At 58.9% G+C, this 17,780-nt stretch carries 17 protein-coding genes; 2 read left to right on the forward strand and 15 right to left on the reverse strand.

Annotated features, from left to right (window positions below; genetic code table 11):
* Nucleotides 1-39: 39 nt before the first annotated feature.
* The 4 genes from OIM11_00755 to OIM11_00770 all read right to left on the reverse strand — a co-directional run bounded on the left by OIM11_00755 (nucleotide 40) and on the right by OIM11_00770 (nucleotide 7,871).
* Nucleotides 40-1,110, reverse strand: a complete 1,071-nt coding sequence (locus tag OIM11_00755; protein HJI99678.1) for a hypothetical protein — start codon at nucleotides 1,108-1,110, stop codon at nucleotides 40-42.
* Between the two features lie 189 nt (nucleotides 1,111-1,299).
* A complete protein-coding gene (locus tag OIM11_00760; GenBank protein HJI99679.1) occupies nucleotides 1,300-3,021 on the reverse strand; it encodes a BspA family leucine-rich repeat surface protein in 1,722 nt (573 codons plus the stop codon).
* Between the two features lie 184 nt (nucleotides 3,022-3,205).
* The gene (locus tag OIM11_00765; GenBank protein HJI99680.1) at nucleotides 3,206-4,954 is read right to left on the reverse strand and encodes a BspA family leucine-rich repeat surface protein; all 1,749 of its coding nucleotides are present in this window, start codon (nucleotides 4,952-4,954) and stop codon (nucleotides 3,206-3,208) included.
* 271 nt (nucleotides 4,955-5,225) lie between these two features.
* Complete coding sequence (locus OIM11_00770) at nucleotides 5,226-7,871, reverse strand: BspA family leucine-rich repeat surface protein (protein ID HJI99681.1); 2,646 nt, start codon at nucleotides 7,869-7,871, stop codon at nucleotides 5,226-5,228.
* A 209-nt stretch (nucleotides 7,872-8,080) separates the two neighbouring features.
* On the opposite strand from OIM11_00770, the gene OIM11_00775 reads away from it, so the two are divergent.
* Complete coding sequence (locus tag OIM11_00775; protein HJI99682.1) at nucleotides 8,081-8,296, forward strand: DUF6290 family protein; 216 nt, start codon at nucleotides 8,081-8,083, stop codon at nucleotides 8,294-8,296.
* Entirely contained in the window at nucleotides 8,296-8,565 is a 270-nt protein-coding gene (locus OIM11_00780) for a type II toxin-antitoxin system RelE/ParE family toxin (protein ID HJI99683.1), read from the forward strand. Before OIM11_00775 ends, OIM11_00780 begins: the two co-directional genes overlap by 1 nt.
* 148 nt (nucleotides 8,566-8,713) lie before the next feature.
* Here OIM11_00780 and OIM11_00785 read toward each other — a convergent pair whose 3' ends face one another.
* From OIM11_00785 to OIM11_00835, 11 genes are all read right to left on the reverse strand, one after another.
* Nucleotides 8,714-9,229: a ferritin gene (locus OIM11_00785; GenBank protein ID HJI99684.1), complete on the reverse strand. Its 516-nt coding sequence runs from the start codon at nucleotides 9,227-9,229 to the stop codon at nucleotides 8,714-8,716.
* Nucleotides 9,230-9,287: 58 nt separating this feature from the next.
* Entirely contained in the window at nucleotides 9,288-10,349 is a 1,062-nt protein-coding gene (locus tag OIM11_00790; GenBank protein HJI99685.1) for a glycoside hydrolase family 3 protein, read from the reverse strand.
* Nucleotides 10,350-10,516: 167 nt separating this feature from the next.
* The gene (locus OIM11_00795; protein HJI99686.1) at nucleotides 10,517-10,822 is read right to left on the reverse strand and encodes a metalloregulator ArsR/SmtB family transcription factor; all 306 of its coding nucleotides are present in this window, start codon (nucleotides 10,820-10,822) and stop codon (nucleotides 10,517-10,519) included.
* Between the two features lie 77 nt (nucleotides 10,823-10,899).
* Nucleotides 10,900-12,993, reverse strand: coding sequence for a heavy metal translocating P-type ATPase (locus tag OIM11_00800; protein HJI99687.1), 2,094 nt, complete (start codon nucleotides 12,991-12,993; stop codon nucleotides 10,900-10,902).
* A gap of 123 nt (nucleotides 12,994-13,116) precedes the next feature.
* A complete protein-coding gene (locus OIM11_00805) occupies nucleotides 13,117-13,833 on the reverse strand; it encodes a hypothetical protein (protein ID HJI99688.1) in 717 nt (238 codons plus the stop codon).
* Between the two features lie 21 nt (nucleotides 13,834-13,854).
* Nucleotides 13,855-14,547: an HAD family phosphatase gene (locus tag OIM11_00810; protein HJI99689.1), complete on the reverse strand. Its 693-nt coding sequence runs from the start codon at nucleotides 14,545-14,547 to the stop codon at nucleotides 13,855-13,857.
* 87 nt (nucleotides 14,548-14,634) lie between these two features.
* The gene (gene rplI / locus OIM11_00815) at nucleotides 14,635-15,207 is read right to left on the reverse strand and encodes a 50S ribosomal protein L9 (protein ID HJI99690.1); all 573 of its coding nucleotides are present in this window, start codon (nucleotides 15,205-15,207) and stop codon (nucleotides 14,635-14,637) included.
* Between the two features lie 128 nt (nucleotides 15,208-15,335).
* Nucleotides 15,336-15,596: a 30S ribosomal protein S18 gene (gene rpsR / locus OIM11_00820; GenBank protein HJI99691.1), complete on the reverse strand. Its 261-nt coding sequence runs from the start codon at nucleotides 15,594-15,596 to the stop codon at nucleotides 15,336-15,338.
* A gap of 35 nt (nucleotides 15,597-15,631) precedes the next feature.
* Complete coding sequence (gene ssb, locus OIM11_00825) at nucleotides 15,632-16,138, reverse strand: single-stranded DNA-binding protein (GenBank protein ID HJI99692.1); 507 nt, start codon at nucleotides 16,136-16,138, stop codon at nucleotides 15,632-15,634.
* A 39-nt stretch (nucleotides 16,139-16,177) separates the two neighbouring features.
* Nucleotides 16,178-16,489, reverse strand: coding sequence for a 30S ribosomal protein S6 (gene rpsF / locus OIM11_00830; protein ID HJI99693.1), 312 nt, complete (start codon nucleotides 16,487-16,489; stop codon nucleotides 16,178-16,180).
* A gap of 4 nt (nucleotides 16,490-16,493) precedes the next feature.
* Nucleotides 16,494-17,654: a M23 family metallopeptidase gene (locus OIM11_00835; GenBank protein HJI99694.1), complete on the reverse strand. Its 1,161-nt coding sequence runs from the start codon at nucleotides 17,652-17,654 to the stop codon at nucleotides 16,494-16,496.
* Nucleotides 17,655-17,780 lie beyond the last annotated feature (126 nt).

The raw sequence follows: 17,780 nt of genomic DNA on the forward strand, positions 1-17,780 counted from the left end.
CATGGTCACCCGCTTCACTCGCTCCGCTCGAAATGACGGCTACTCCAGTCCGTACCAACTAATGCCTTCGTTGTCCCAACCCTCATTCAATAGGAAGTCGCGCTCGACCTCGCTCGTCGTGTAATGATGATTGTTCGCGTACTCGTTGGGATTGTAGAGGCGGTAGAGGGGCACGCTGTAGGCGGTGTCGGAATACCAGCCGATGCCCTCGTCACTCCAACCCGCCGCGACGAGGCTATCACGCTCCACGGTCGAGAGCGTGTAGTGGTGCTCACCGGCATAGGAGTTGTAGAGACGATAGACCGCATCGCCCGATGACGGGGCCTTCCAGCCCGTGCCCTCGTCGTTCCAACCCACGCTAATGAGATTGTCGCGCTCGACGGTCGAGAGCGTGTAGAAATGCTCGCCGCTGTTGGGGTTGTAGAGGCGATACATGAGCTGGCCCTCGTCCTCGGGGTCCGTCGGCTTGGAATCATCATTCGCGGGGCTCTTGATGCCCGAATCCTCGTCCTCGAGGGGAGCGAGAATCTCGAAATCAGCAGTCAAGACGCCGGCATAGTTCGCCGTACCCTTGACCGTCAGCGTGTGGATGCCGACGCTGCTCAGGTCCTGGTTTTGCATGCCCACGACAATGTAGTCCTGACCATTTTCGAGCACCTTGTCACCGCACTTGACGGTCACGACAGGCGTCTTGCGCTTGCCATCGTAGAAATAGCGCGTCTCGCTCAGCGAAATCGAGGTGATTTGCGCCTGGATGATATCGAACGTGACGATCTTTCTGCCCGTATAGGCACCGATGCCATTTACGTAGACATGGGCGGTACCCTCACCCAGGTTACGGCCATACTCAAGCGTATAGTCCGTGCCCTCGACGAGCGTCTTGCCGCCGTACATGACCTTGGGTTTGGGTGTAATCTGCTCACCCGTATACGTCTGGGGAGCAATGGGCTCGACATAGGCTTCTGTAATCGGAGTGGCCTCCATAGCCTGCATCGCATGGGCCTGCGAAGGGATGCTCGCGAGCATCGCGACCGGCATGAGGCCGATTGCCAACACAAGGGCCAGCGCAGCCCGCGCGACCGTCCGCGTTATTGTCTTTACGTTTGCCATCGTCGTCCTTTCCTATTTCTTGCGGCGGTCAAGATTTCTCGACTCCGCTTCGCTCCGCTCGAAATGACAGAAGCGTCATTGTCATCTCGACCGGAGGGGCCGCGAGGCCCTCCCCCGTTGTCATCTCGACCGGAGCGGTCGTCAGACCGCGGAGTGGAGAGATCTCTGCCCCGCTCGAAATGACAGTAGCTACTCGCCGATGCCGTACCAACCGATGCCTTCGTCTTGCCAGCCAAGGCCAAGCAGGTGATCGCGCTCGACCTCGCTCGTCGTGTAGTTGTGGTTGTTGGCGTAGGCATTGGGGTTGTACTGGCGATACAGCGGAATCGTACCGGCCGTGCGCCAGCCAATGCCTTCGTCGTTCCAACCAAGCGACACGAGCACGTCACGCTCACCGGCATCCATGGTGTAGTGATGCTCGCCCGCATTCGGATTGTAGAGACGATAGACCGGGGAGCCTCCCTTGGGGGCGATCCATCCGATGCGCTCGTAAGTCCACCCCACCGAGACAAGGTGGTCACGCTCGTACTCGCTTGCCGTGTAGAAATGCTCGCCGCTATTGGGATTGTAGAGGCGATACATGTTGACGGGCTCCAGCAACGACGGGTCGTTGGAAATCGTGAACTTGGTGCTTGCCGTGCCCGTCGCGGACAGGATGTCGATGGAATGCTCGCCGAGGGAAAGACCCTCGAGAAACTCCGGCTTGAGCGTAACATTGGTCTGGTTGCCGCTCAGATCGTAGTTCTCCGAGTTCACGACGCTATTGTCGACCTTCACGCAGACGAAGTCCTCGACCGCGGCGCTCGAGCGGAATAGCGCGCCCACCTTCGAGCCCTTGGCCCAGACGGACTCGGCGCCGCTCACGATACTGGGACCGGGGTAGTCGGCCTTGCTCTTGGTGTAGGTGTCGGCAACGTTGTTGCGCTCGGTGGCGATTTGCTGCGAGGTGTAGGACCTGCCCGCAGTCGACGAGAGCCAGGTTGCCTGAGGCAGCTCGCAGGACTCGTCGATGAATGCGAAGTTCGCCCCCAACCTCACACGGTCAAGCGCGCTGCAGTCTTCGAAGAGGTAGCCCATGCTCCTCACATCGGACGTGTCGAAACTCGAGAGGTCGAGGGTCTTGAGCGAGCTGCAGCCGAAGAACATGCCCCACATATCCGTGAGGTTCGAGGTGTCAAAATGCGAGAGGTCAAGGTTCTCGACCATCGTGCCCGAAAACATGCGCTGCATGTTCCTCACGTGCGAGGTGTCGAAGCTCGACGTGTCGAGCGAGGAGAGCTTCGAGCAGTTCACGAACATGTCGGACATGTCGGTGACATTGAAGGTGTCGAAGTTCTTCACGTTGATGGCGGCAAGCGATGAGCAACCCCTGAACATGCCCTTCATGCTCGTCACACGCATGGTGTTGAATCGCGAGACATCGAGCGCGGTGAGCGCGGAGCAGCCATCGAACATGTCGATCATGGCAGTGGTCGAGGACGTGTCGATCCCGGTAAGATCGATGCTCGTGAGAGCGGAGCATTCGGCGAACATGCTGTTCATACCCTGCACGCCCGAGGTGCTCAAGCCCGACAGGTCGACCGTGCGCAGCTTCTTGCAGCCGGCAAACAGGCCATCGAGGCTCTTGTCGCCCGAGACACCGGGCATGATGCGCGCGGCGACGATGCTATCGACATGTTCGTGCCACGGCGAGGTGCCCTCGAGATCGGCAAGCATGCCGCTCTTGCCCGACGTGGGACGCACGGTAAGCGTGCCATCGCCGTCGATGGTCCACGTGCAGCCGCCGCTTGTGCCGCGCGCAACCTCATCAGCTTGCGCGGTCGAGGCAAAGATGGGGATAAAGGCCACGGCCAGAACGAGCGCCAGGGCAGCGCTCGCGATTCGTTTAGTCAGTGCTACCGCGTTCGTCATCAGCTATTTCCCTTCAAACACCTATCTCGAGAACCTTGCGATCGAGATTTCTCGACTCCGCTCACTTCGTTCGCTTCGCTCGAAATGACAGGGGACGCCATTGTCATCTCGACCGGAGGCGCGCAGCGCCGTAGTGGAGAGATCTCCTTTCGCTCGAAATGACAGGGGGCGTCACTTCGTCGTGTTACTTGCTGACGCCATGCCAGCCGATGCCCTCATCGCGCCAGCCGACGCTGATGAGGTGATCACGCTCAACCTCGCTCGTCGTGTAATGGTGGTTGTTCGCGTACTCGTACGGGTTGTAAAGGCGGTACAGGGGAATCTTCTGATCCGCATCTGAATACCAGCCCACGCCTTCGTAATTCCAGCCAGCGTCCACGAGCATGTCACGCTCGGCAGATGCAAGCGTGTAGTGATGCTCGCCGGCAATGGGGTTGTAGAGACGGTAAACAGGGCTACCCGTCGTGGGCGCAACCCAGCCGATGCCCTCGTCACGCCAACCCTCCCAGACGAGATTGTCGCGCTCGACAGGGCTCACGGTGAAGAAGTGCTCACCGGAGTTGGGGTTGTAGAGACGCAGCATCAGGTGACCGTAGGTGGTACCGCCATTGTTGCCGTTGCTCGGATTGTTCGGGTCATCCGTGCCCGGATCGTCCGTACCCGGATCCACGGGCTTGGAATCGCCCGTAACCTTGAACTCGGTGGATGCCGTGCCGTTTGACGTCACGAAGTCGATGGAGTGATCGCCACCACCGAGCTTCTCGAGATACTCGGGCTTGAGGACGATGGCGCCGGTCTCCTCGTCCACCGTGTAGTTTTCCTTGTCAACGACCTTGCCGTCCACCTTCACGCACACGAGGTCATCGGGGTCGATGTCGGTCTTGATCTCCATGCCGTCAGAGGAGCCAGGGTCCCACGGCTCGGGCTTGTCCTCTTCCTTGATGACGGGAGGGGTCACGCCCGGGTTGTCGCCCTTGTCCTTGACAAAGGTGATGGGGCCATCGCCAGCGGTCATGCCGTCAGAGGAGACGGAATCGCCGGTGGCAGACGAGAGCCAGTCGGCATTGGGGAGTTTGCTATCACCTACGAACTCGAACTTGGGACCGAGGGTGATGCGGTCAATCTCGGTGCAATCGTTGAAGAAATTGTCCATGGAGTCGACCTTGGAGGTATCAAAGTTCGAGAGGTCGAGGGACTTGAGCGAGGTGCAGCCATCGAACATGGATTGCGCATTCTTGAGCTTACCCGTCTTGAAGTTCGAGAGGTCGAGCTCCGTAAGGGACTCGCAGCCCTGGAACATCACGCTCATGTTCGTGACATTGGAGGTATCGAAGCTGGAGAGGTTGAGCGTCTTGAGCGAGGAGCAACCATAGAACATGCCGCTCATGTTCTGCACCTTGGCAGTGTTGACGCCAGAGAGATTGATCTCCTCAAGATTCTCGCAACCATAGAACAGGGAGCCCATATCAGTCGCATTCTCGGTATGACGACCAAGCAGGCTCACTGACTTGAGCGATTTGCAGTAGTAGAACATGCCGCGGATGGAAGTAGCGCTGGCGGTGTCGAGGCCCGTAAGGTCAACCGAGACCATGTTCTCGCACCAATTGAACATGTCGTTGACGTTGGTGCCAGCCTTCACGCCCGGCTCAATGACAGCCGAGGTGACTCTATAGGCATACTGGGGAGCCCTCCAGCTTTCGTCGCCAAAGCTATTGCCAAGCTTGCCGCCTGCAGCACCGGGACGGATGGTGAGCTTGCCCTCATCATCGATCTCCCATTCGCAGTCACCGCTCATGCCACTGGCAACGACACCAGCCTGCGGGCTCATCGTGGTTGCCAAGGCAGCCGCTGGAATGAGCGCGGCGACAAGCGCAAGCGAGAACGCGAGCGCGGCTACCTTTTGCAGGAGCGAAATGCTTCGTTTCATGGTCATGTCTGATCCTCCGAAAAATGCTCGAGGGCGTACGAAAGCTAAGGCGCATGCCTATTTCGGCACTATTGTACGGACGAAGGCGCTTGCTTCCAGGGGATATTTGCCCGAACGGATAAAGGCGCAAGGTAGAGCGCCCGTGAGGGCAACCCTGTCACAAAACCGTCATCTGCCCTTCACTGCTCCTCGACAAAACGGGGCCACCCGAAGGCGGCCCCGAAGCGACTGGCGCGTGTCAAGGAGTCAGACCCCTGACCTATGTTCATGCAATCGGCTAGCCAATCCCGTACCAAGCGATGCCTTCGCCAAACCAGCCAAGGGCAACCAGATAGCCACGCTCGAAGTCGTTCGTGGTGTAGTGGTGATTGTTCGCGAACTCGTTGGGATTGTAGACGCGATACAGTGGCACCGCATGATTGGGATCGGAATACCAGCCGATGCCCTCTTCGTTCCAACCGGCAGCGATGAGGCTGTCGCGCTCGACGGTCGAGAGCGTGTAGTGGTGCTCGCCCGCGTTCGGGTTGTAGAGACGATAGACCGCGTCGCCGGTCTTGGGCGCCGTCCAACCCTGGCCCTCATCGTTCCAACCCACGCTGATCAGATGCTGACGCTCGACCGTGCTGGCCGTGAAGAAGTGCTCGCCAGAATTGGGATTGTAGAGGCGGTACATGGCAGTGGACTCAACCTGCGCGGGCTTGTCGGGATTATCCGGTGTGTCGGGGTTATCCGGATTATCGGGATTGTCCGGGGTATCCGGCGTGTCGGGCTTGGGAGCCTCGACGATCTCATAGTTGGCCTCGAGCGTGCCCGTGTAATTGCCCTTACCGGTGACTTTGATGGTCTTCTTGCCGACCTTCACGCGGTCGCTCGGCAGCGTCACGTCATAATCGGTACCGGCCGTGAGCGTCTTGTCGCCGCACTTCACGGTCACGGTCGGGGTCTTGTCCTTGCCGTCGTAGGTGAACTTGGTGGCAGAGAGCTCCACCTTGCTGATGGTGGCAGGAGCAATCTCGTAGCTGGCCTCGACCTCGCCCGCGTAGTTGCCCTTGGCGATGGCCTTGACGGTCTTGGTGCCGGCGGTGACGCGATCGGTGGGAAGCGTCAGCTCGTAGTCGATGCCGGCAACGAGCGTCTTGTCGCCCGCCTTGACCGTGATGGCAGGCGTCTTGTCGGTGCCGTCGTAGGTGAACTTGTCGGCAGAGAGCTCGATCTTGTCGATGTCAGCCGCAACGATCTCGTAGTCCATCTCGAGCATGCCCTTGAAGTTGCCCTTTGCGGTGATCTTCACGGTCTTCGTGCCGATGTTGGTGATGTCGTCCGACGTGGCAACGTCGAAGTCGGTCTCCGGGTCGAGCACGAGCTCGCCAGCCTTGACGGTAAGGACGGGCACTTGCTCGGTGCCGTCGTACGTGAGCTTGTCGGCGTCGAGGGTGAGGTCGGTGATGGCGGCGGGGGTGATTTCGTAGTCGATGGTTTGCGCAGCACCCGCATACGCACCGACACCAGCAATGTTCAACGTTTTCTCGCCAACATTTACAGCATCGGTGGGGGCCACTACGGCATAATCTGTTCCCTCCACGAGTGTTCTATCGCCGCTCTTCACAACCACGATTGGTGTCTTTGCGGTTCCGTCATAAGTGAAGACAGTCTCATCTGGCACTGCAGAAGTAAAGGTCATCTCACGAGTATAAGTACTCTCAATTCCATTGCGCTCTGTTGCGATCTGATGTGCAGTATATGCAACTCCATCATCCGACGATTTCCAGCTTCCCGCAGGTAACGCACTTGCTTCGCCTACAAAAGCAAACGTGCCGCCAAGCATTACCTCCGTGAGAGCCTCGCAATCACCGAACAAGGAGTTCATGCTCGTCACATTCGTAGTGTTGAAGCTCGAGAGATTCAGCGTCTTAAGTGCAGCACAGCCAGCAAACATGCTGTCCATATCCGTTACATTGGCCGTATCGAAATTCGAGAGGTCGAGAGTAGCGAGCGCGGCACAGTCTTCGAACATGCGAGCCATGGTTGTTGCGCTTGCCGTGGCGATGTTCGTCAGATCAAGACTTTCGAGAGCAGCGCAGCCGGAAAAGACGCCACTCATGTCCGTAACACCCTTCATGCCGAGCGCGGGTAGCTTAAGCGTGACCAGGGAACCGCAGCCAGAGAACATGTCTTTCGCAGCCGTGACGCTTGTCATATTGAATCCAGAGAGGTCGAGAGAGGCGAGCGCCAAGCAGCCTGCGAACATGGACTGCATGTTGATGACGCTTTGGGTATTAATGCCCGTAAGGTCAAGCGTCTTGAGTGCCGAGCAGCCAGCAAACATACTCTGCATGTCTTTGACACTGGCAGTGTTGATGCCGGCGATGGTGAGGCTTCTCAAAGCCGTGCAGTCTTTGAACATGCTCTGCATGTTCGTAACACTTTGCGTATTGAGACCGGCGATGTTCACAGCCGGCAGCGCCGTGCAACCCTCGAACATCGAGCTCATGTCAGTTGCCTGTGACGTGTCGAAATCAGAGAAGTTCACGAATACGAGCGAGGTGCAGTTCGCGAACAACCTGTGCAGCCCTTGGCCGCTTGTGATGCCAGGGCCAAAGAAGACGTACTTGATATCGGCTGCATGGTCTTGCCAGGGGGCCGCGTAGACATTCCCGAGCGTACCCGTGCCGGATTCCGGCGCCTTGATGGAAAGCTCACCATTAGCGCCAATCGACCATGTGCAATTTCCCCCTTCAAACGTGCCCTCGGCAATGGGACCGGGCGTCGGGTCGACCGGATTGGTCACCTCCTCCGCAGGCTGCACCTGCGGCTCTGCCGGATTGGCAAACGCTGCTGCCGGCACAAGGCTCGTGACAAGCGCAACCGCAAAAGCGCATGCGGCAAGCTTGCGCAGGATTTCCATGGACTGTCTCTTGATCATGGCTGACCTCCCAGAACTAGGAACTCATCTCTTCACGATGTATTTGCCTGACCGGATGGTGCCTGCGACCACCCTTCTCTCGCAAGGTTTTTCAGGACTGAAGGCTGCAAGTGGAGTGCCCACTTCGATATGTGGGGCGCATACAAAGCATCGGCAAAGGACTTCACCTCTATGCTAGAATACATTGTATTCACGCTAAGGAGGCTGCCATGACGACCATGACCATGAGAGTAGACGACATCGACGCAGCCCTCGTGCGTAAATACGCAAAGTTCGAGGGCAAAACCATCTCTGATTTCATTCGTGACGCCGTCTTCGAAAGCATCGAGGACAAAGAGGATCTTGCAGCCCTGCGAGCTGCTGTAGCCGAGGATGATGGAACGCGCTACAGCCACGAAGACGCGCTCGCGGAGCTGGGCCTTTAATGGCATATCGTGTTGAATACTCAAAGGCCGCACTCAAGCAGCTCAAGAAAATGGACCGATTCGATGCCCGTCTCATCACATCGTGGATCGGCAAGCATCTTGACGGTATCGATGACCCGCGCATCTACGGCAAAGGGCTATCGGGTAATCGCTCGGGAGAATGGCGATATCACGTTGGCGAATACCGTATTCTCTGCATTATCAAGGACGATGTGCTAGTCGTAGAGGTGTTCTCGATAGGGCATCGAAGCAACGTATACAAACGCTAACCCACGCACACCCTGCTGACGAAAAACGACGCCGCAGACCCAAAAAATGAGTCTGCGGCGAACCATTTCGGCGAAAGATGTCGCTTTTATCTTGTATAGACCCATTTAGGGGTCTACGCGGACTTTTCTTGGCAGCCAGCCTGCCCGTCTACTCTGCGGCAAGCGGGGAGGGCGTGCTGTACGTGCGCGCCAGATACTCCTGGTCAAGCTCGTAGAGCGACTTGGCATCCGAGCCGAAGAGCTTCATCTTCGTGACCATGTCGGTCGCGTTGACCTCCTCCTCGAGTTGCTCGTCGATGAACCAATCGAGGAACTTCATCGTACGGAAGTCGTTGACCTCCTTGGCGGCGGCGTAGATGTCGTTGATGAGGCTCGTGACGTAGCGCTCGTGCTCGAGACCGGCCTCAAGCGGCTCGAGATGGTTCTTGAAGGTCTTGTCCGGCTGGTCAATGGCCTTGAGCACCACCTTGCAGTCGTTATCGAGGAGATACTTGCGGAAGATGAGAGCGTGATCGCGCTCCTCGGCCGCCTGGATGAGGTACCAGTTCTCGTAGCCATCGAGGCCCTCGTCCGCATAGTAGTCTGCGAAGGAGAGGTACAGGTACGCCGAGTACAGCTCCTTGTTGATCTGATCGTTGATGAGTTCGTATACCTTGGAATCCATGATTCGTCCTTTCTTGATAAGAATGTCGAGGACTTCATGATAGCGCGAATAATCGCGCTTAGCGGGTTTTCGCAAGTTCTTCTTGAATCGTCTCGTCAAAAAGCTCCGGGAAGCTCTTGAGCTTGAGCGTGAGAATGCGCATGAGCGACTGGTCGACGCGCTCCATGGGAATGCGACCGCCGTTGATGGCATCCACCAGCCCTGCATAGGCGGCATCGAATTCGGATGGCATGAGCGCGATGTCACAGCCGGCCTCAATGGCTGCGACGCCCACGTCGCCCGGCGAGCAGAACTCGAGCAGCGCGCCCATCCCGAGCGAATCCGTCGTCACGACGCCATCGTAGCCAATCTCGTCACGAAGTATCCCCTGCACGATGTCCGGCGAAATCGAGGCCGGAATGGCACTGCCCGTGATTTGCGGGAGCGATAGATGCCCCACCATCACCATGGGAACGCCTGCCACGATGGCCGCCACGAAAGGCGCTAGCTGCGCCGCGAGCTCCTCACGCGTCTTGTTGGAGTAGATCGAGCTCGCATGGCTATCGTTCTCCGGATCCCCGATGCCGGGAAAGTGTTTGGCGCAACACAGGATCCCCTCGTCTTCGAAGGCCTCGATCTGCGCTGCGGCCATGCGACCCACGAGAGATGCCTCGGCACCAAACGAGCGACGCCGCATGTTGCTGGACTCGCTCGTGGCGACATCGCATGAGGGAGCGAAGTCGACGTTAAAGCCAAGGTCGCGCAGGGCGATGGCGATAGTGCGCGCGGTCTCGCGGGCCACAGCCACGTCGCCGGTCGCGCCGATATCACGAGCATCGCCGATGAATGGCGAGTCGAACCCCGGTTTGCCGCCAATGCGCTGGACTGTTCCGCCTTCCTCGTCAACGCAAAGGAACGGCGGCATCATGCCAAGCTCGCCTGCCACGACCTGCGTGTCGGCAAGCATCGTGCTGGTCTGCGCAGAATCGACGATGTTACCGTCGAAGTAGGTGAGGCCGCAGACGGGATGCGCCTGCAAGCCCTCGCGAAAGACGTCGTCAACTCCCAGGGAAAGCTCCGTCCCGCTGATCTGCTCAGGCGTCACGATGAAGAGCTGCGCGGCTTTTTCCTCCGCAGTCATCTCGTCGATGAGAAGCCGTGCGAGGTCACGCTCGGGAAATGTGGGGGGCGCTGGCCTTGGGGACGAACAGCCCGTGGTCGCAACACCACAGATGGTAGCCGCTGCAAGGCCGCATGCTTCGAGAAATCGACGTCGGGTAAGGTTCATGGTTCCTGCCGAGGTGCGGCCTACTCGGTCACGTGCTCCATGCCGAGCGAGAGAATCGACACGACATGGTCGTCAGCCAGCGAGTAGAAGACTTCCTTGCCCTGGCGATGGTCGATGACGAGATTGCCCTGGCGCAACATGCGCAGATGATGGCTCACGGCGGCGGCGCTCATGTTCATCTGGGCAGCAACATCGCCCACGCATTTTTCTCCATCGAGCAGAATGTTGAGGATCTTCACGCGCGTGGGGTCGGAGAACATCTTGAAAAGACCGGCCAGGTCGGTCATGAGTTCGTCATTTTGCTTGTCAGCCGCTTGGGCAGCCATCGGATGCCTCCCGCATTATCGGATGCGAGTATTGTACCCGATACGATGTGTCAGGGGGTCAGACCCCATGACACACACTACGGCGCTACGCGCCTCCGGTCGAAATGACAAGAGAGACCCGCCGCTTCGCTCGAAATGACAAGGGGTGCGCGCAGCAGGCGCATGGCGTTGAGGACGCAGAGCATAGCGACACCGGTATCGGCGAAAACGGCCATCCACATGTTGGCGATGCCGAGGGCACCGAGCACGAAGACCGCGAACTTCACGGCAATGGCGAACACCACGTTCTCCCGCGCGTTGACAACCGTCTTGCGCGAGAGCTTCACCGCATCGGCAATGCGTGCGGGATTATCGTCCATGAGCACGATGTCAGCTGCCTCGATAGCCGCGTCTGAGCCCATGGCTCCCATGGCGATGCCAACATCGGCACGGGCAAGCGCCGGAGCATCGTTGATGCCGTCTCCCACAAACGCGAGCGTCTCCTTGGAGCCAGCACCCTTCTGTACCAGAAGCTCCTCGACCTTGGCGACCTTGTCACCCGGCAGCAATTGCGCGAAGAAGCGGTCGATTCCGAGCTTCGAGGCGATGCGCTGGGCGACGGGCTCCTTGTCGCCCGTGAGCATGACCGTATCGCGCACGCCGAGGGCCTTGAGCTCCTCGATGGCCTCGCGAGCCTGGGGTTTGATCTCGTCGGAAACCACCAGGTATCCCAGGTAGATCCCGTCGAGCGCGACGTGAATGACGGTTCCGGGCTGATCAGAGCTCGTCCAGACGATGCCCTCGCGGTCCATGAGCTTGTCGTTGCCGACGCAGATGCGACCCTCCACGCACTCGGCGCACAGGCCATGGCCCGGCGTCTCGGCAACCTCGTCACTGTGCTCGGGCAGGTTCAAGGTCGGAGATATGCCGAGGCGCTCGGCATACGCGTCGCAGATGGACTGCGCGATCGGATGCGTCGAGCGCTGCTCCACATGAGCGGCAAGCCCCAGCAGACGCTCGGGCGTGACGCCCTCGACCGGGGCGATTGCCTCGACATGAAACTTTCCCTGCGTGAGCGTGCCGGTCTTGTCGAAGACGACGGTCTCGACCCGGGCGAGCTGCTCGAGATAGTTGCCGCCTTTTGCGAGCACGCCTCGACGGGAAAGGCTGCCTATGCCGCAATAGAAGCTCAAAGGCACCGAGATAACCAGCGCACAGGGGCACGAGATGACAAGGAAGACGCAGGCGCGCTCGATGAAGTCAGCCCATATGGCCGGATTGGCGGGCCCGAGCACGAGCGGCGGAACGACGGCGAGCAGAAGCGCCGCGCCCACGACGATGGGCGTGTAGACACGGGCGAAGCGGCGGACGAAGGCCTCGGTCTTCGCCTTCTTGGAGGCAGCATTGGTCACCATGTCGAGCACGCGCGAAACGGCGGAATCCTCGAAGGGCCGTGTCACGCGCACGTGTAGCGTGTTCGTCCCGTTGACAAAGCCGGAGAGCACTTCCTGGCCTGGTTCGAGGAAGCTTGGCATCGACTCGCCCGTGAGTGCCGAGGTGTCGAGCTCACTCGCCCCCTTCACGATGATTCCATCGAGCGGCACGCGCTCACCGGCGATGACGACGATGATATCGCCCACCTTGACATCCTCCGGATCGACGCGCTTGATGACGCCGGCCTCCTCGACGTTTGCGTACGTTGCCTTGATCTCGACGAGAGATGAGATCGACTTGCGCGAGTTATCGACCGCCCGGTCTTGGAACCACTCGCCCACCTGGTAGAACAGCATGACGGCGACGGCTTCCGCTGCCTCGCCAATCGCAAATGCCGCGATGGTGGCCACCGCCATGAGAAACTGTTCGTCGAGCAGCTCGCGACGAGCGATGCCCTTGGCGGCACCGATGAGGACGGGCAATCCAACCATCAGATAGGGGACGAGGAAGACCACATACTTGACCCAGGTAATGTCCATGATGCCGAGAGGGTTGACGAAGTTGGCCACGAGACCCGCCACGTAAATGCAGGCGGTCACCACGATGAGCCTGAGCGTGACCTCCCATCCGCCACCCTCGTCATGACAGTGGCAGTGGCCGTCATCATGCACGTGGTCATGACCATGGCTCTGCCCATGATCATGATCGTGTCCATGACAATGACAGTGATCGTCCTTGCATACCGCCGCGTCGCTCATGACTCCCCTTTTCGACAAAACATTCAAACGCTCAAACATTCAAACGAACTTTTGATGATTGTGAAGTAAACAGCAAATGAAAAGGAGTGTCAAGGAAAGATTTGTATTTGTTCGCGCGGAGGACTAGTGCGCGATGCTGAGATCGCCAGGGATAAAACCCTGCATGAGCGACTGCGCTGCATCGAGCTCGTCGCGATTGTCGTCCTGCAAGGGATATCTGATCTCCATCTGGTTGATGGACCCAGGGCCGATATTGACCCAATAGAAGTATTCGTACTCGTCGTCGTACTGATAGATGATGACGCGATTGCCCTCGGCGCGTGCGATGCTATCCTCGCTGCCATTCCACAGGGAGTTCATGATTGCATCGGCATCGAGATTGTCAACGTTATTGTAGCCGGTCACATTCGCCGTCATGCGCAGTTTGCTGTTGGTGAGAATCACGCCGGCACCGTTATCGACCTCGGAGCCGAGCACGAAGCCCTCGGGCACATCGAGCTGATAGCCGAAGACCGCATTGGTATAGACCTGCGATGCGGGTACCGTAGCCGCAGACGACGAACCGCTCTCGGTAGCCTCGGCAGAGCCGGATGCATCGGACCCTTGCGATGATTCGGACGATGGCGAAGATGCATTGCTACTCGAGGAGGATGCCGGGCTCGATGCCTGCTGCGATGCAAAACCTGGCAGTTCGACCTTGCCCGTAGCGAAGAGAAAGATGACGCCACCCGCAAGTGCAAGCACGAGAATGACGCAGATGACGATGGCGACGACCTTGCCGCGCCCCTTGCGAGCCGACCTGGGCCTGTCTGTCCGCTTGACGCTATGCGCACCCTTCATAACCCGTCCTCGTCTCTCGTCTTACTCGCCCTGGTGATGCGAGGGCTGTGATTCCTCGCCAAGAAGCTCCGCATAGTCCGTGATGAAGCAATCGACCGTCTTCCTGAGCTCGTCGGTAGCCTGCTGCTTATGCTCATCGTAGACACCGACGACGTAGGCACCCGTCTCTTTGGCGGACTTGGCAGCCGTGACAACATCCTCGAAGATGGCGCAACGCTCGGCAGGAACGCCCAACTGGCGTGCCGCCTCGAGGTAAACGACCGGATTGGACTTGCCTCCGCATTTCAGCTCATCGCATACGCAGATGGTGTCGAACAAATCGAGCACGCCATTGTTCGCAAGCGCTGGCTCGAGCAGATGACGTTGCAGAGAAGTCGCAATGGCCAGGGGCATGCCGGCCTCCTTGCAACGCTGCAGATACTCGAATGCACCGGGCTTGAGCATAACCTGCGTCGCATAGCCTTCCTCGGCCGCGGACTTCCACTCCTCGATGATGTCCTCGGGTTGCTCGTCGAGCCCGAAATGCTCGATGGCGAAGTCTGCCCCAAGCTCGAACCCAAGTACGGCGATCATCTCGCCGAACTCATCGGTAAAGGGGATGCCGCGCTTGGCGAGAAACATGCGATCGACCTCATCCCAGACCCACATGGAGTCTGCAAGCGTGCCATCGAAGTCGAAGATGATGGCATCGACGTCTTGTGTCCCGACCCGCATGATATGCCTTTCCACTCGCTACATCTCTCGAAAAACAAAGGGCGAGCCTACGACCCGCCCCTCGTGCAAAACCTATGCCTCGTGAGATTACTCGGCGTCTTCGGCAACCTCGGCAACAGCCTCGGTCTCCTCGACGACCTCTTCGTCGCCAGCGGGAAGCTCGGGCTCGTCTTCCAGGCGCTCCTCGATCGTCTCGACGATCTCGATCGAATCGTCATCGCTCACGACGTTGACCTCGAGCGTGGCCTTGATGTCGCGGTACACCGAAACGGTGAACTCGTGTTTGCCAGCCGTCTTGATGGCCTTGCCCAGATCGATCTTCTTGCGATCGACCGTAACGCCGAGCTGCTCGAGAATGGCCTCGGCAAGCATGGCGGTCGTGATGGAGCCGAAGAGCTGGCCCTCCTCACCGACGCGGGCGTAAACCTTGACGGTCTTGCCGTCGAGGGCGTTCTTGAGCACGTTTGCGTCGGTGGTACGAGCAAGCTCGCGCTTCTCGATGTTGTGGCGACGCTGCTCGAGCTGCTTGAGCTCGCCCTTGGTGGCCTCAATTGCGATGCCCTGCGGAAGCAGGTAGTTCACCGCGTAACCCTGAGCGACATCCACGACATCGCCCTCGCCACCACGGCCCTTGAGTTCCTTCAGCAGAATAACTTTCATGTTTCTAACCTTCTCTATGTCCCGCTATGGCGCAGGACTGCTTACATATATGTACGCGCCTCATTGCCCGAATGCAGGCCTGACCAAGCGTCGCTATGACGCCCGACCAGTTCGTGCATGAAGATGCACTAGCGATTCCTGCGGCCACCGCTACCGGAAACGATCTTCACGGTGTAGGGCAGCAGAGCCATCTCACGAGCACGCTTGATAGCGGTCGCGAGCTCATGCTGATGCTGGGTGCACACACCCGTCACGCGGCGGGACTTGATCTTGCCACGATCGGTGATGTAGCGGCGCAGCGTCTGAGCGTCTTTGTAGTCGATGAACTCGACCTTGTCCTTGCAGAAGGGGCAATACTTGCGACGCGGTGCGCGAGCGTAATCAGCCATGGTTCCTCCTCACTGATTCTTGAATGCGATAGTGTCTAGAAGGGAATGTCGCTGTCGTCATAGGCGCTCGGAGTCGGAGGCTCCGGGACGACGTTCCCCTGCGGTTGCTGATAGGACTGGTTGCCATAGTTGCCGCCGGCATTCTGGCCACCGTAGTTGTTGCCGCCGCCGTAATTGCCGCCTGCATCATAGCCACCCTGGCCGCCACCGTTGCGCGATGACATGAACTCGAGCTCGTCGACGGTCACGTCGACCTTGCTCCTTCGCTGGCCAGAATTGCGATCCTCCCAGGAGCTGTAGTGCAGCCTACCTTCAATGGCCACCTTGACGCCCTTGGTGAGGTACTGTGCAAGCGCCTCGGCACGACGACCGAACATCGTACAATCGATGAAATTCGCGTAGTCTTCCCACTCACCGTTCGCGTTGCGACGACGATCGTTGACCGCAACGCCGAAGCTCAGGATGGACGTCCCCGAAGGAGTGGTCCTCAGCTCGGCATCACGCGTGAGATTGCCAGAAATCATTACCCTGTTGATGCTCATGTTAAATCGTTCCTTTCAGCCGAGCGCAAAAGCCGTGCTTTACGCGCTCTCAACCGAAGCTGCCTCACCGTTGCGACGCGTGATCATGTAACGCTGGACAGCGTCCATGATGTGGAGCACGCGGTCGAGCTCTGCAATTGCAGTGGGATCAGCCTCGAAATCGATGAGAGTGTAATCGCCTTCGGCAAGACCGTTGATCTCGTACGCAAGCTTGCGCTTGCCCCAATCCTCAACGTTGCTCACCTTGCCGCCTTGCTCGGTAATCGCGGTATCGATACGCTTGCTCGTTGCAAGGCGCGTCTCCTCGTCGATAGACGGGTCGACAAAAAACAGCAGTTCGTAAGCCTTCATGTGGTCACCTCCTCTGGGCTATGCGGCTTCGGGACATGAAGGCTGCGCCCGAAGCAGGAAATAACTTTTGCATGCTACCACCTCCATCGGGCAATGACAAGGAATCTTTCCAGGTATGCAAACGATCTTGCAGCTGCGACCAGCGACGCCTGACACAGGCAACGCACGCGAGGAGGAGCACGCCCATTGCCGCAAGCAGAACAGCGAGGGCCATTTCCTTGCTGCACGAGACGCCGAAGAGCGCCTCGACCATCCCCACGAACTGACCCGTGCATGCATCGCCGAGCCAGCCGAGCGCATCCACGAGAAAGCCTGCTGGTGCAGGAGCGTCCTGCGGCGTGAGCTCGTAATCGCCCGTCTCGATCGCCCCAAAGGACTCGCTGCTCGTGATGGTCGATTCTTCGGGTACGCTGATGATGCCAGGTTGCTCGAGATGTGCAGAGGGGCTTGCGGACTCGCCAACAGAGGGCGCTGCCTCGGCGCTCGCCAGGGGCGTGGACGCGCTCGCGCCGGGCATCTCTGCAGCTGACTGTGCGGCCGCAGCGCCGCCTGGTGCATCGCCTGCCATACCGAAGAGCAACATCGGGTCAAGATAGCGTGAGCCCTGCTTGTAGCCCATGTGCAGGTGCGTTGCAGACGTCGAGACGTCACCCGATGCGGCCAGGGTACCGAGAGGAGCTCCTTCCGCAACCGTCTGGCCTTCCCGTACGCCTATGGATGCAAAGGGCATGAGGGTAACAGTGCGGCCGTCGTTGAGCTCTATGGAAACGGCGTTCATCGTCTTGTCTGATGACATGCCGCCCGTTCGTGAGTCGCCGGACGGTACGGCGCCGGTAAAACGTACCGTCCCGGCAAGCGGTGAGATTATCTGCAAACCGGCAGACGCGGGTATGTCGATGCCGCTATGTACATAGCTATTACTCCCGGCCGAATAGGACTGATGAAACGCGAGTGTCGCGGAAAGCGCCGAGGTGGACATGGGCCAAGTCGCTGCGAGGGCCGGCTGCGCCATGAACACGATGCATAGGGAGACAAGGGGTAGGGCGCAGACGATACGAGCCATGCGTGCGTGAGCGAGTGAGGAGGAACTCGAGCCTCGCGTAATGCGGACGCCGTGACGCGCTCGTCTAAGCTTGCTTGTGAGTGGGCCGTTGGTTCGGTTCATGGTGAGCACCTCCTTCCACCTCGGCTTTCCGGGAAAGATGATGCACCGCGAATCTGTCAAAATCGCCGAACGTTTATGGTCGAATCACCGGATTTTTTCCGAGTGAAATCCGACATGTCTCCGAGT

The sequence above is a fragment of the Coriobacteriaceae bacterium genome (assembly GCA_025992705.1).
Lineage (GTDB): Bacteria > Actinomycetota > Coriobacteriia > Coriobacteriales > QAMH01 > QAMH01.